Here is a 13040-nt window from a genome sequence, read left to right as displayed (position 1 = left end):
GAGGAGTCCTGGGCGATGTCGAACCTGCCCGAGGACGTCGCACCCCACCCGGGCACCTTGTCACCGGCGGAGATGTTCCGCCGGGTGGGGCAAGCACCTCGTTGCCGGCGGGGGCGAATGTCTCGGCGCTGAATGATCAGCACACGTTCCTGCGGCTGCCGGGCGGGGCGGACGGCGATGTGCCGGTGGGAAGTGTGGTGCGGCTGGGGCTTTCGCATCCGTGCACCGCTTTCGACAAGTGGCGGCTCATCCCGGTGATCGATGACGCGGAGGCCGGACGGCCGCGGGTCGTCGACTTCCTGCTCACCTTCTTCTGAGCGGGAACATCATGGCCGACTTACTGATTCGCGATATCGACGTGATCGACGGCACGGGGGCAGCGCGGTTCCGCGCCGATGTGCTCGTCGACGGCGGGCGCATTGCCGAGATCGCCGCGCCGGGCACCCTGACCGGGGCGGACCGGATCCTCGACGAGGGCGGGAACCTGGTGCTCACACCGGGATTCATCGATATGCACGCGCATTCCGACCTGCATCTGCTCACCGAGCCCGGGCATTTCCCGAAGCTCAGCCAGGGCATCACCACCGAGGTGCTCGGGCAGGACGGGTTGTCCTACGCGCCGATCGACGAGGCCACGCTGGCCGTCGTGCGCCGCCAGATCGCCGGGTGGAACGGCAATCCCGCCGATCTCGACTTCGACTGGCGCACGGTCGCCGACTACCTGGACCGCCTCGACGCGTCCGGGATCACCCCCAATGCCGCCTATCTGGTGCCGCAGGGCACGCTGCGGCTGATGGTCGTCGGCAGCGAGAAGCGCGCGGCCACCCCGGCGGAGATCCAGCACATGCGGCTGATCCTGCGTCAGGCCCTGACCGAGGGCGCGGTGGGCATGTCCAGCGGGCTCACCTACACGCCCGGAATGTACGCCGACACTTCGGAACTCGCGGCGCTGTGCGAGGTGGTCGCCGAGTTCGGCGGCTTCTACGCCCCGCACACCCGCTCGTACGGGGCGGGCGCACTGGACGCGTACGCCGAGATGATCGAGCTGGCGCGGCGCACCGGCGTCGCCCTGCACCTCACGCACGCCACCATGAACTTCGGCGAGAACCGCGGCCGCGCACCGGAATTGCTGGCGATGATCGATGCCGCGCTGGCCGACGGCTGCGATATCAGCCTCGACACCTACCCGTATCTGCCCGGCTCCACCACGCTGTCGGCGCTGCTGCCCAGCTGGGCCATGTCCGGTGGCCCGGACGCGGCCCTCGGCAGGCTCGCCGATCCGGCGGAGCGTGCGCGCATCGCGGCCGATGTGAATGTCAACGGCTCCGACGGCTGTCACGGCGTGACCGTGGAATGGGAGACCATCCAGATCAGCGGCGTCGCCAACCCGGAGCTCGAACAGTATGTGGGCCGCACGGTCGCCGAGATCGCGGCCGCCGAGACCCGGCCCCCGGTCGAGGTGTTCTTCGACCTGCTGACCCGGGATCAGCTGGCCACCAGCATCCTTCAGCATGTCGGCCACGAGGAGAACGTGCGCGCCATCATGCGCCACTCCCGGCACATGGGTGGCACCGACGCCCTGCTCGCCCCCGCCCGCCCGCACCCCCGCGCCTGGGGCACCTTCCCCCGCTACCTCGGCCACTACACCCGCGAACTCGGTGTGCTGGACCTCGAGGACTGCGTCCACCACTGCACCGGCCGCCCCGCCGCCCGCCTCCGCCTCCCCGACCGCGGCCTCATCCGCCCCGGCTACGCCGCCGACCTGGTCCTGTTCGACCCGGCCACCGTGATCGACACCGCCACCTTCGACGAGCCCAAACAGCAGGCCCACGGCATCCCCTACGTCCTCGTCAACGGCGAATTCGCCTTGGACGCAGGCAAACCCACCGGCATCCGCGCGGGACGCGCGCTGCGCATGGACGCGGCTGCGGGAGCGACCACCAGCACACCCATCGGCTCGCGCGCGTAATCGACGCGCCTGCGGGCCGGGCGAAAGGAGAATCGATGAATTCCGCGGTGGAGGCCATTCTGGCCGATCGCGCGTTGACTGTAGTGCGGGCGCCGGAGATACCGGATGCGGTGGCGTTGGCCGATGCGCTCGCCGGGGCCGGAATCCGGGCGGTGGAACTGACTTTCACCACGCCGGGGGTGCTGGAGTACATCCGCGCGATCGCCAAGTCCGGGGTCGGAGTGATCGGCGCGGGCACGGTACTGACTGCCGAGCAGGCGGAATCCGCCATCGACGCCGGGGCGCAGTTCCTGGTGACGCCGGGCATCAGCGAGCAGGTCGCGGAAGTCGCCGTCCGGCGTGAGATCCCGGTCGTCATGGGCGCTTTCACCCCGTCGGAGGTGATGCGGGCCCTGGAGTTGGGGGCCGCCGCGGTCAAGATCTTCCCTGCCAAGGCGCTGGGGCCCGGCTATCTGAAGGATCTGCGCGGACCGTTCCCGGATGTTCGTCTCATCCCTTCCGGCGGGGTCAACGCCGGTAATGCCGCCGACTTCCTCGCGCACGGGGCGGTCGCGGTCACCGCAGGCACCGATGTCGTCCCGCCGGCCGCGGTCGCCGCGGGTGAATGGTCCGAGATCGCCTCGCGCGCTGCCGCATTCGTTCGCGCGCTCCCCTGATTCAAGCTCTACATCGCACAAAGAAGTGAACTGAGAGGTATCCCATGGGCGCCACCGTGGACTGGCTGCGGACCAGCACGCCGGGACTGCTGCTGCTCTGTGGTGCGGCGATCGCCGTACTGCTGATCGCCATCATCCGATTCAAGCTGGAACCGTTCATCGCCCTGCTGCTCACCGGGCTCGTGCTGGCGCTGGCCGCCGGGCTGCCGGTGTCGCAGATCGTCGGCACCGCGCTGAAATCCGGTGATTCGCTGCTGGAGACCGGATTCGGGTCGATCCTGGGGCATATCGCCGTGATCATCGGCCTGGGCACCGTGCTGGGCGCGATCCTGGAACGATCCGGCGGCGCGGACGTGCTGACCCGCAAACTGCTGGATCTGTTCGGCGAGAAGGGCGCTCCCGTCGCCATGGGCCTGCTCGGGCTCATCTTCGGCATCCCGGTGTTCTTCGATATCGGCATCTTCGTGCTCGCGCCGCTGGTGTACGTGGCGGCCAAGCAGGGCGGACGCTCGCTGGTGCTGTACGCGCTGCCGATGCTGGCGGGCCTGTCGATGACGCACGCGTTCCTGCCGCCGCATCCCGGTCCGGTGTCGTTGGGCGGGCTGCTCGGTGTCAGCCTGGGCTGGCTCATCGTGATGGGATTCGTCTGCGGCATACCGGGATTCGTCGCGGCGGGCATCGTGTGGGGCAGCTGGATCGGCAAGTGGGTGCAGGTCGAGGTGCCCGCCGAATTCCTGATCCGCAAGCAGGACAACGGGTCCGGCGACGACGATTCCGACACGGCCGGCGGCGCCGGTGGTACCGCCACCGCGACCCTGGTCAAGCGCCCGCCCTCGGTCGGCCTGATCGGCGCGATCATCGCGGTGCCGCTGCTGCTGATCCTGGGCGCGACCTTCGGCAGCCAGCTGCTCACCGCGGGCTCGAAACCGTTGCAGGTCTTGACCTTCCTGGGCACGCCCGCCGTGGCCCTGCTGATCACAGTGCTCATCGCCTTCTACGTGCTCGGCATCCGCCGCGGCTCCTCGGTGCAGGAACTCAGCACCGTGACCGCCGAATCGCTGCGCCCGGTCGGCATGCTGCTGCTGGTCGTCGGCGCGGGCGCGTTCTTCGGAAAGGTGATCTCCGCCACCGGAATCGGCACCGCCCTGGCCCACACCATGGCCGCGGCCGGACTCCCGGTGATCGTGCTGGCCTACGTGATCAGCTGCGGCCTGCGCATCGCCCAGGGCTCGGCCACGGTCGCCATCGTCACCACCGGCGGCATCGTCGCCCCCCTCGTCCACGAGCAGGGCTACTCCCAAGTGGCCCTGGCCCTGATCGCCATGGCCATCGCCGCCGGCTCGATCATCCTCAGCCACGTCAACGACGGCGGCTTCTGGATCATCTCGAAGTTCTTCAACCTGACAGTCAAACAAACCCTGCAAACCTGGACGGTCCTCGAAACCGTGCTCTCGGTAGTCAGTTTCGCCGTGGCAGGACTACTGTTCGCGATCCTCGCCTGAGGCACCCGCGCACACCGGGCCTGATATCGGCCGACGATTCGCGCCGCGGCCGGTGGACCCTCGGGTCCACCGCCGCGACGTCGGATACCTCGCGGCACGCGTCGCCGAACACACCGGCGACTGCCTGTGGTCCGCGTTCGTGCCGTCCCCTCGCGGACACCCGGTGTCGCCGTACACGCCCATCGCACGGCCTGCAAAGTGTCCCGACGGAGCGCGCCGCAGGTCAAGGCACGGCCCTGTCCCAATTTGTCCCAGTTGTGTTGCGGTAAGTTAGCCCATGGAACGATCGATTTTCTTCTGTTTCTGGAGGTACTGGTGACTGCTGCTCGCTCTGAGATTGCGGTGTATTTGCGAGAGCGACGTGAGTCGGCCGGCCTGACCCGGGTCGAGCTTTCGCGCAAGGCCGGTATCTCCGAGGGTCTGATCCAGAAGATCGAGCAGGGTACGAGGCAGCCGACCGCCGTCGCGCTCGGTGCGCTGTTCCAGGCACTGGACGTGCCGACGGTTTTCCGGGAGCACGCGGCCACCCTGCTGCAACCCGAACTGGCGAGCTTCGGCGGCGAGATCACGCCGCCGCAGCCCTACGAGCTGGAATTCCAGCGCGGCCTGCCGCACCCGGCGTGCTACCAGACCATGCCCGCGGTCGACCTGGTCGCCGCCAATGACGCGTACTTGCGCGCCTTTCCCGGGCTCGAGGTCGGCGACGTCATCATCGAATGGATGATGTTGGACCCGCGCGCCCGCGAGGTGATGGCCGATTGGGAGCGTGACGCCCACTTCATGGTCTACGGGTTCCGCTACATGGCCCCGGCCATCCATTCCCCCGAACGCATCGCGGCCATCATCGAACGCTGTAGTGCCGCACCGGAATGGGAGCAATTCTGGTCCACGGAGGTGCCGCCGATCGCGACCGATCTGGAGCGGCGGCCGACGCGGGTCCACGAGCCCGAGACCGGTGAGCTGGTGAACTACCACATTCAGGTCTTCAAATTCGAAATGCCGCAACGGCCTTGGTGGATCTACTCGCTGGTGCCCGTCAATTGAGCTGTGTCGGTGGCGAAGTGTTGGCGGTAGCGTTCGGGGGTGGTGGCCATGCGGCGGGTGAAGACGCGGTGGAGGGTTTCGGCGTGGCGGTAGCCGATCTGGCGGGCTATGGCGCTGATGGTGAGGTCGGTGGATTCCAGGAGGCGGCGGGCGGCTTCGACGCGTAGGTCTTCGATGAAAGTTGCCGGTGTGCTGCCGGTTTCGAGGCGGAAGGCGCGGGCGAAGTGGCGTTCGCTCATGCCTGCGCGGGTGGCGAGGGCGGCGATCGTGAGGTCCTCGCCGAGATGGTCGGCGAGCCACTGTTGTACGGCGCGGATGGCGGGGGTGCGGGCGGGTTGGGTGCGTAGCTGGGCGCTGAACTGGGCCTGTCCGCCGGGGCGGCGCGCGAACACCACCAGTAGCCGGGCGACCAGGGCGGCGATCTCGCGGCCGTGATCGTCCTCCACCATGGCAAGCGCCAGATCGACGCCCGCGGACATGCCCGCGGAGGTCCAGCGGTCGCGGTCGCGGACATAGATGCGGTCGGGTTCGACGCTCACTCGCGGGAAGTGTTGCGCCATCAGGTCGGTCGAGGCCCAATGGGTGGTGGCCCGGTAGCCGTCGAGCAGTCCGGCCGCGGCCAGCAACAGCGCGCCCGCGCACACCGAGGAGATGCGGCGCGCCTTGCGGGCCAGGGCGGGGAGTTCGGGCACCACCGCGGCGGCCCCGGGGCCGTCGACCATGCCGCCGACGACGATCAGGGTGTCGAAGTCGTCGCCCGCGGCGATCTCGGCCAGCGAATGCTCGACCCCGATGGTGAGGCCGCCGTCGGCGGTGACGGGGTGACCGCCGACCGTGGCCGTCACCAGTCGATACGGCGGGGTGTCGGTGACGGTGTTCCACAGGGTCAGGCTGTCGGCTCCGGCGGCCGGGCCGCCGCGCGGCACCACCGGCGGCAACAATTCCGGTGGCGTCGCGGCGATGCCGTTGAGAACGGCGAACACGTCCAGTGGCCCGGCCAGTTCGGACATCTGCATGCCCTGGAAGGCGACGAAGACGATGGTGCGTGGCGCGGGCACCTCGCCATCATCGCAGCCGAAGGTGTTGTCCGCCACGGTCAGTGCCTGATCATTCCGTACTGCTGATGGCCTACCGATCCGCGCTGCCGATGACTGACCGATCCGCGCTGCCGATGACTGACCGATCCGCGCTGCCGATGACTGGTCGATCCGCGCGGGCGGTGCCTGGCCAGGCCACGCGGTCAGTTGGTGACCGATCGTGTGGTGCGGTGCGCGGCGTGCCGGTCCAGGAAGGGGATCAGCAGCGCGGCCATCCGCTCCGGGAACTGCGCGTGCGGGTAGTGGCCGCCCCGCTCGACCATGGTCAGCGTGCCCAATCCGGGTTGCAGGGCCGCCACGATTGCCCGGCCTTCCCGCTCCGGTTCCGGGAAGTCGGGATCCTCCGAGCCCATGATCACCAGTGCGGGGCAACGGACTTCGGCCAGTCGCGCATGTGCGTCGGCGGGGGTGGTCTTGCCGGTCTTCATGAATTCGTCCCAGCGGCCCGGCTGTTGCAGCTGGGCCCGCAATCCGGTCAGGTACTCCTGCTGATCGGCGGGCACGGTCGGATAGGCCACGCCGCCGAGGTAGCCGAACCACAGTCGCGGCGAGCGGAACAGTTGGGTGCCCACGAGTTCGGCCATGCCGCGGCGGTGGCGCGGGTCCGACCACAGCGCGCCGAAGTCGATGCTCTGCTTCAGCGTGAACGGGTCGATCTCGACGATCGCCGACACCAACTCCGGCGCCTCGGCCGCCGCGATGGTGGCCGAGCCGCCCGCCAGCGAATGCCCGACGATCACCGCCGGACCCCCGAAATGCCGGATCACCCCGAGCAGATCGAGCGCCACATCGGTACGGCTGATGGCGGACTTCCCGGTCACCGACGGCCAATCCACGCTGGATTCGCCGTGCCCGCGCATGTCCACATTGACCACCCGATACCCGGCCGCCGCCAGTGGCTCCACCAGATGCCGGAAGTCCGCCCGCCAGGTCCCCATGCCGTGTGCCAGCACCACCAGCGGGCCCGACCCGACCACATCACACGCGATCCGCCCGTGCTCCAACGTCACGTACTCGGTCATTTGCCTTTCCTTCCCAGCGATTTCGTTCCGGCCGCCGCTGCGGCATGCGGATAGTGAACGCCGGAATCCGGCCCGAGCCGAGAGCGCGGGCCGGGATGATCAGCGGTATGGCCGATCGAGTCAGCCGCTGTGGATCCCGGCCAAAAGCGCGCCGGGATGACGGGGGATGGAGGCCGAGTGGCGTGGCGGTGGTTCGAGGCTTGTCAGGACGCGGTCAATGCGGTCGGGGTGCCGAACCAGGTGGTGAGCGCGTCGCGCAGCGCGGGTGCGGCGGTGTCGGGGGCTTCGGCGAGCGTTGCGGCCCAGGCGATGTGGGCGTCGGGGCGGATCAGCAGGGCGTCCGCCGGGGGAGCGTCGGTGGTGGCGGTGTGGATCTCGACGCGGTCGGACCAGGGCTCGGCGATCGTGCGGAGATCCGGGCGGTCGGCCAGGAGCAGCAGGACCGGGCGGGCCGTGCGTGTCAGGTGGGCGATGGTGAGGTCGCCGCGCTCGGTTTTCAGCGGCAGGTCGGGGACGAGGGTTCCGGTGAGGGGGTGCCCGTTCGGGTTGGCGAGGGGGTAGCGCAGTTCGGTGGCGGCGATGAGGGCGGCGAGGCGGTGCAGGGCGGGCTCATCGGTGAGCAGTTCCTGGAACAATTCGCGCAGGGCCTGGGCGGCCGGGTCGTCGCCGCGGCGCAGCGCCACCTGGGCCTGGGTCTGCATCATGATGCGGGTGCCCGCGTAGTGGCGTTCGTCGTGATAGGTGTCCAGCAGGCCCGCCGGTGCGTGACCGCGGATGTCGGCGGCCAGTTTCCAGGCCAGGTTCACCGCGTCCGACATGCCGGCGTTCAGGCCGACGCCGGTCATCGGGAACCCGTGCGCGGCGTCACCGGCCACGAGAACCCTTCCGGCACGGTAGCGTTCGGCCTGTCGGGCCTGGAACTGGTAGCGCGACAGGCGAATCGGATCGGTCAGGGTCAACTCGACGCCGAGGATGCGGCGGATGCTGTCCTGCAACTCGGACAGGGTCATCGGTTCGTTGTCGTCGGTTTCGTCGATCGCGTCCTCGGTGGTCTGGATCATCACCGTGCGGGTGGGGGAGACCCCGCCCATCGCGAACACGCCCTGGTCGGTGCGGGTGAACCCCGGGTCGATGACCTGTCCGGCGACCTCGATGCCGCCGTTGTCCCGCACGGTCACCGTCTCGGGCAGGCTGACCTGGCCCAGCCGGTTGACCTCCGGATAGGTGATGCCCGGGAAGTCGATTCCGGCCAGTGCCCGGGTACCGCTGCGCGCGCCGTCGCAGGCCACCACATAGCGTGCGGTGAGCCGGTATTCACCGTCCGGACCGCCCACCGCGACGGTCGCCGCGGCGTCGCTCTGCTCGACCCCGCGCACCTCGTGCCCGCGCCGCACCTCCGCACCCAGCTCGTGTGCCCAATCATCCAGCAGCCGTTCGAGTTTCGGTTGCGGGATGTGCATCGCCTCCAGCGGCGAGTCCGCCAGCGGGCTGAAGTCCACCTGCATGCCGCCGAACGGAATCGCCACCAGCGCGGTGGCGGCCTGGCCGATCGCCTCGAGCCTGTGCGCCAGACCCCGATAGCGCAGCATCTGGATGATCTGACCGCTGAGACCGTTGGCCTTCGGCACGGTCCGCAACTGCGGCGATCGTTCCAGGACCACCGGTCGCACCCCGGCCAGCCGCAGTTCGGCCGCCAGCATCAGTCCCGTCGGCCCCGCACCGACAATGATCACGTCGGTATCGAATTCAGGCACTCGCACACTCCGTTTCGCAGTTTCCGGCTTCGGCGAGCAATACTGCGGTATCACCGGGGTCTTGCCGCAAGCCCCGGGGTGCGATATACGTTGAAGAGGGAAAGGATTCGAGATCCTTTCCCCTTTTTGTCGATGCGTCGAGGGTTGTCAGGCGGTCCGGGACAGCACGGCGATCGGGAAACGCCGCGGGCTCAGGGCCCGGTAGGTGTCGAAATGTGCGTACGCGGCGGTCAGGGTGCGCCAATGGGTTTCGTATTCGGCGTCGTCGGTGACGATGCGCACCGTGACCGGGAACGTGTCGCGGCCGACGCGGACCGTGGCGGTGTCGACGGCGGCGAGGTTCTTCCACCAGTTCGGGGTGCCGGGATTGCCGCCGTTGGAGCCGCAGACCAGCAGGTCGTCGCCGGACCAGACCTGCATCAGCATGACCGGGCGGGGGACGCCGGATTTGCGGCCGGGCACGGTCAATTCGAGGACCGGGTCGCCGAAGAGGGTGGTGAAGCGGGTGCCGCCGAAGCGTTCGTAGAGGCGGCGGTGCAGGCGGCCGTAGAAGCGGGTCACCGGGGCCATATATGTGCTGGAGTAGTGGTTGAAGCGGCCCGCGAGGGTGAGCCGGGTGGAATCGGTGGTGGACATGGGAATTCCCCTCGGGTGGGCGGCCGTGACGAAGCTGACTGTACATGGTGTCCAGTCAGTGAACGGGAGGGCTTGTCCTCGTCGGTGTCCGCCGATCCGGTTCGTGGTTAGGCTTCGGATATGACCGTAGGTGCGCGGACCGGTCCGGTGGACGAGGTGGACGCTTTCGACGAGCTGCGGCCCTTGCTGTTCACCATCGCCTACGAGCTGCTCGGCAGTGCCGCCGACGCTGAGGATGTGTTGCAGGACAGCTATCTTCGCTGGCGCGAGACCGATCACTCGCAGGTGCGTCACACCCGCGCCTATCTCACCCAGATCGTCACCCGTCAGGCGCTCAATCATCTGCGCACGGTGCGGCGTCGCCGCGAGGAGTATGTCGGCAGCTGGCTGCCCGAACCCATCCGCACCGACTCCGATGCGAGTCGCGATGTGCTGCTGGCGGAATCGGTGTCCATGGCGATGCTGCTGGTGCTGGAGACCCTCGGCCCGACCGAGCGCGCGGTGTTCGTGCTGTCGGAGGTGTTCGGCCACAGCCTGGTCGAGATCGCCGCGATGGTCGGCAAATCCGATGCGACGGTCCGGCAGATCGCGCACCGCGCCCGCGCGCACGTGCGCGAGCGCCGCAAACGCTTCGAGCCGGACTCCGAGACCAGCCGCGCGGTGATCGGCACCTTCCTGCAGGCCGTGCGGAACGGCGACGAGCAGGCCCTGATGGATGTCCTGGCCCCCGATATCGTGCAGATCTCCGATGGCGGCGGCAAGGTCACCGCGGCCCGGCGGCCGATGCTCGGCGCGCGGAAGGTCGCCGCATATCTGTTCGGGCTGGCGCGAATGGGCGTGGCGGACATGCGCATCGAGTTCGGCACCTACAACGCGCTGCCCGCGCTGCTGCTGTTCGGCCCGGACGGGCTCGACACCGTCCTGCTGATCGAGGTGGCCGGAGACAAGATCACCTCGATGTACGCGGTTCGCAATCCCGACAAGCTGCACTCGGCCGAGCTGACCCGGACACTGGAGCGCTGACTACGCTTCCAGCAGCCGCTGAATCGTTGCGTAACTGGGGATCTCGCCGGTCAACCCATGTCCGTGGGCGACCGATTCGGCGGTGTGCACCGCGGCCGCCAACGCCGCGCGATACAGCAGTGACCCGGTGCTGACCCGCCGCACCCCGAGCTCTGCCAGCTCCGCGACGGCCGGACCGGCGGGGGAGAACAGCACGTTCAACGGCGCGGTCAATGCCGTTGTGAGAGCGCGAATCCCGTCGGGATCGGTGACTCCGGGCACGAAAATGCCGTCCGCACCGCACTTCTCGTAGTGCAGCACGCGATCGAGAGTGGAATCGGTGTCGACGTCCAGCCAGTGGGTATCGGTGCGGGCGTTGACGAACACCTCCGGGACCCGCGCCTTCACGGCCGCGATCAGCGCGCCGTGCGCCTCGGCCGAGGCCAGGGCCGTATTGGATCGGCTGTCCTCCAGGTTGATTCCCGCGATCCCGGCGGCGGCCAGTTCGGCGCAGAACTCCGCCACCTCGCCCGGATCGTCGCTGAATCCACCCTCCACGTCCACCGTCACCGGGACCGGCAGCCGCCCGAGTCGCCGTGCCAGCGACAGGGTTTCGTCGCGTGTCGCGGCCGTCCCGTCGGGCAGCCCCGCCGCGGCGGCCACCCCGAGGCTGGTGGTGCCCAGCGCCGGGAATCCGGCCTCGGCCAGCATGGCCGCCGACCCGAAATCCCAGGCGTTGGGCAGGACCAGCGGCTTGTCACCGTGGTGGAGACGGCGGAAGAGCTCGGTCTTCGTCATCTCGCCATTGTGCTACCGGGCCCGGAAGGTCAGTTCACGCAGGGGATCTTCGACCCGATGGTGGTGGTGACCGGCTTGCCGGGATCGGGTGCGTCCGAGGCGGCCGCGTCCGAGGTCGCCGCACTCGTCGACGACCCGCCCGGGGTCGTGGTCGGAGTGGTGGTGGCCGTGGTCGGATCGAGGCTGGTGATATCGAGATCGCTGCCCACGACCAGCTTCACGTGCCCCGACGACAGCTGCGACGACGGGCTGACCGGAATGCCGCCGAACATCTCCGAGAGCGACTTGGCGTCGGTGTCCGCGCCGGTGCCGTAGTAGATGGTCGAGGTGGTGCCGTCCGCGTAGGTGGCGTTGCTGACGTCGCCGGCCGGGAATCCCTTGGCGGTCAGCAACTTCGACACCTTGGCGGCCTGACCCGGGGTGCCGCTGGCATTGGCCACGTCCAGCGTCGAGGTCGGCGTGGTGGCCGGGGCAGCGGGCGCGGCCGGGGTGGAGACCCCGAACGCGTCGCGGACCGTCTTCTTGATGGCCACCGGATCGATGACGTTCACGTCCTGGCCGTCGACGTTGTCGTAGCGCAGCACCGGCAGCGTGCGGAACTCCACCGACGGCGATTCCGCGCGGCCCAGCGTGGTGGCGAAGTCGGTCAGGTTCCAGCCGTCCGAGAGCACCACGTCCTTGTGCGCCGCGTCCATCAGCGACTTGAGGCGACCCGGATTGGCCAGCGTGCCCGAACTCTTCATGGAGTTGGCGACCGAGGTGAGGAACGCCTGCTGCCGGTGGGTGCGGTCGAGGTCGCCGTTCTCGAGCCCGTGCCGCTGCCGCACGAACGCCAGCGCGTCGGAGCCGTCCAGATGCTGCGGCCCGGCGGGGAACTGCGCGCCGGAGTAGTAGCTGTCGTCCACGGCATGGTTGAGGCACACGTCGACGCCGCCGAGCGCGGTCGCCAGATCGTAGAAGCCCGCGAGGGAGATCTCCGCGAACCGGTTGATCGGCACGCCTGTGAGGGCTTTCACAGTCTGAACGATGCTGGCACGGCCCGCTTCCCGGCCCTGGCGCTCCAGTTCCGGGCCGTCGGCCATGCCCTTGGCCTTGAGCTTCTCCTCGACGTAGTACTTCTTGAGGCCGTAGGACTCCTTGATCTTGGCGTGGTCGTAGCCGGGGATGCCCTGCACCGGCACGTAGTCGTCACGCGGGATCGAGAAGGCGATTATGTGCTTGAGATCCTTCGGAATGTGCACCAGGATCAGCGAATTGGCGTTGTAGCCGCCCTCGGAGCCGTCGCCGGCGTGCAGCTGGTCGAGGATCTCCTTGGGTAGGTCGTTGCCGTTCAGGTCTTTTCGGGTGTCCAGACCGATCAGCAGCATATTGATGTCGCCGTCGAGATTGACGTCCTCGGGCGCGATCGCGCCCGAACGCACGAAGCCCGCGTCGAAATCCATGCGGCCGTACCAGACCAGGCCGGTGACGCCCATCACGGCGGTGGCGACGAGCGCGGTGAGGCCGCGCCCGGCCAGGCGTAGCCGCTTGTCCCGCTCGCGCTGCGCGGGGGTGCGCTCG

Annotated in this window: 11 protein-coding genes and 1 pseudogene; 6 read left to right on the top strand and 6 right to left on the bottom strand. The window is 68.8% G+C overall.

The annotated features are described in order from the left end of the window. The 5 genes and pseudogenes from ACWELQ_RS20290 to ACWELQ_RS20270 form a co-directional block, all read left to right on the top strand. Positions 1-317 (top strand): annotated as a pseudogene (locus tag ACWELQ_RS20290) (hypothetical protein); the annotation flags it as partial. Positions 318-328: 11 nt separating this feature from the next. Further along, complete coding sequence (locus ACWELQ_RS20285) at positions 329-1969, top strand: N-acyl-D-amino-acid deacylase family protein (RefSeq protein ID WP_452398597.1); 1641 nt, start codon at positions 329-331, stop codon at positions 1967-1969. A gap of 35 nt (positions 1970-2004) precedes the next feature. After that, positions 2005-2625 (top strand): bifunctional 4-hydroxy-2-oxoglutarate aldolase/2-dehydro-3-deoxy-phosphogluconate aldolase, encoded by a 621-nt coding sequence (locus ACWELQ_RS20280; protein ID WP_452398596.1) that lies wholly within the window; start codon positions 2005-2007, stop codon positions 2623-2625. A 44-nt stretch (positions 2626-2669) separates the two neighbouring features. Then, positions 2670-4127, top strand: coding sequence for a GntP family permease (locus tag ACWELQ_RS20275; RefSeq protein WP_452398595.1), 1458 nt, complete (start codon positions 2670-2672; stop codon positions 4125-4127). Positions 4128-4469: 342 nt separating this feature from the next. Beyond that, positions 4470-5171, top strand: a complete 702-nt coding sequence (locus ACWELQ_RS20270; RefSeq protein ID WP_452398594.1) for an MmyB family transcriptional regulator — start codon at positions 4470-4472, stop codon at positions 5169-5171. Here the strand turns inward: ACWELQ_RS20270 and ACWELQ_RS20265 are convergent. The 4 genes from ACWELQ_RS20265 to ACWELQ_RS20250 all read right to left on the bottom strand — a co-directional run bounded on the left by ACWELQ_RS20265 (position 5147) and on the right by ACWELQ_RS20250 (position 9680). After that, a complete protein-coding gene (locus ACWELQ_RS20265; RefSeq protein WP_452398593.1) occupies positions 5147-6265 on the bottom strand; it encodes a GlxA family transcriptional regulator in 1119 nt (372 codons plus the stop codon). The genes ACWELQ_RS20270 and ACWELQ_RS20265 overlap by 25 nt on opposite strands. A 146-nt stretch (positions 6266-6411) precedes the next feature. Beyond that, the gene (locus tag ACWELQ_RS20260) at positions 6412-7290 is read right to left on the bottom strand and encodes an alpha/beta fold hydrolase (protein WP_452398592.1); all 879 of its coding nucleotides are present in this window, start codon (positions 7288-7290) and stop codon (positions 6412-6414) included. A gap of 203 nt (positions 7291-7493) precedes the next feature. Beyond that, on the bottom strand, positions 7494-9044 hold the full coding sequence (locus ACWELQ_RS20255) for an FAD-dependent monooxygenase (RefSeq protein ID WP_452398591.1): 1551 nt from the start codon (positions 9042-9044) through the stop codon (positions 7494-7496). A gap of 147 nt (positions 9045-9191) precedes the next feature. Further along, positions 9192-9680, bottom strand: coding sequence for a nitroreductase/quinone reductase family protein (locus ACWELQ_RS20250; RefSeq protein WP_452398590.1), 489 nt, complete (start codon positions 9678-9680; stop codon positions 9192-9194). A gap of 120 nt (positions 9681-9800) precedes the next feature. On the opposite strand from ACWELQ_RS20250, the gene ACWELQ_RS20245 reads away from it, so the two are divergent. Beyond that, a complete protein-coding gene (locus tag ACWELQ_RS20245; protein ID WP_452398589.1) occupies positions 9801-10703 on the top strand; it encodes an RNA polymerase sigma-70 factor in 903 nt (300 codons plus the stop codon). Here ACWELQ_RS20245 and ACWELQ_RS20240 read toward each other — a convergent pair whose 3' ends face one another. Further along, positions 10704-11480, bottom strand: coding sequence for an isocitrate lyase/PEP mutase family protein (locus ACWELQ_RS20240; protein WP_452398588.1), 777 nt, complete (start codon positions 11478-11480; stop codon positions 10704-10706). Positions 11481-11509: 29 nt separating this feature from the next. Continuing rightward, a partial coding sequence (locus ACWELQ_RS20235) for an LCP family protein (RefSeq protein WP_452398587.1) occupies positions 11510-13040 on the bottom strand: 1531 nt, incomplete at its 5' end.

The sequence above is a fragment of the Nocardia sp. NPDC004722 genome (assembly GCF_053601505.1).
Note: the sequence above shows the minus strand (reverse complement) of the source record. Positions and strands in the feature narration are given on the sequence as shown.

Coding starts and splice junctions, on each gene's coding strand:
- ACWELQ_RS20285 (WP_452398597.1), top strand. CDS start 329: ATGGCCGACTTACTGATTCGCGATATCGACGTGATCGACGGCACGGGG.
- ACWELQ_RS20280 (WP_452398596.1), top strand. CDS start 2,005: ATGAATTCCGCGGTGGAGGCCATTCTGGCCGATCGCGCGTTGACTGTA.
- ACWELQ_RS20275 (WP_452398595.1), top strand. CDS start 2,670: ATGGGCGCCACCGTGGACTGGCTGCGGACCAGCACGCCGGGACTGCTG.
- ACWELQ_RS20260 (WP_452398592.1), bottom strand. CDS start 7,290: ATGACCGAGTACGTGACGTTGGAGCACGGGCGGATCGCGTGTGATGTG.
- ACWELQ_RS20250 (WP_452398590.1), bottom strand. CDS start 9,680: ATGTCCACCACCGATTCCACCCGGCTCACCCTCGCGGGCCGCTTCAAC.
- ACWELQ_RS20245 (WP_452398589.1), top strand. CDS start 9,801: ATGACCGTAGGTGCGCGGACCGGTCCGGTGGACGAGGTGGACGCTTTC.
- ACWELQ_RS20240 (WP_452398588.1), bottom strand. CDS start 11,480: ATGACGAAGACCGAGCTCTTCCGCCGTCTCCACCACGGTGACAAGCCG.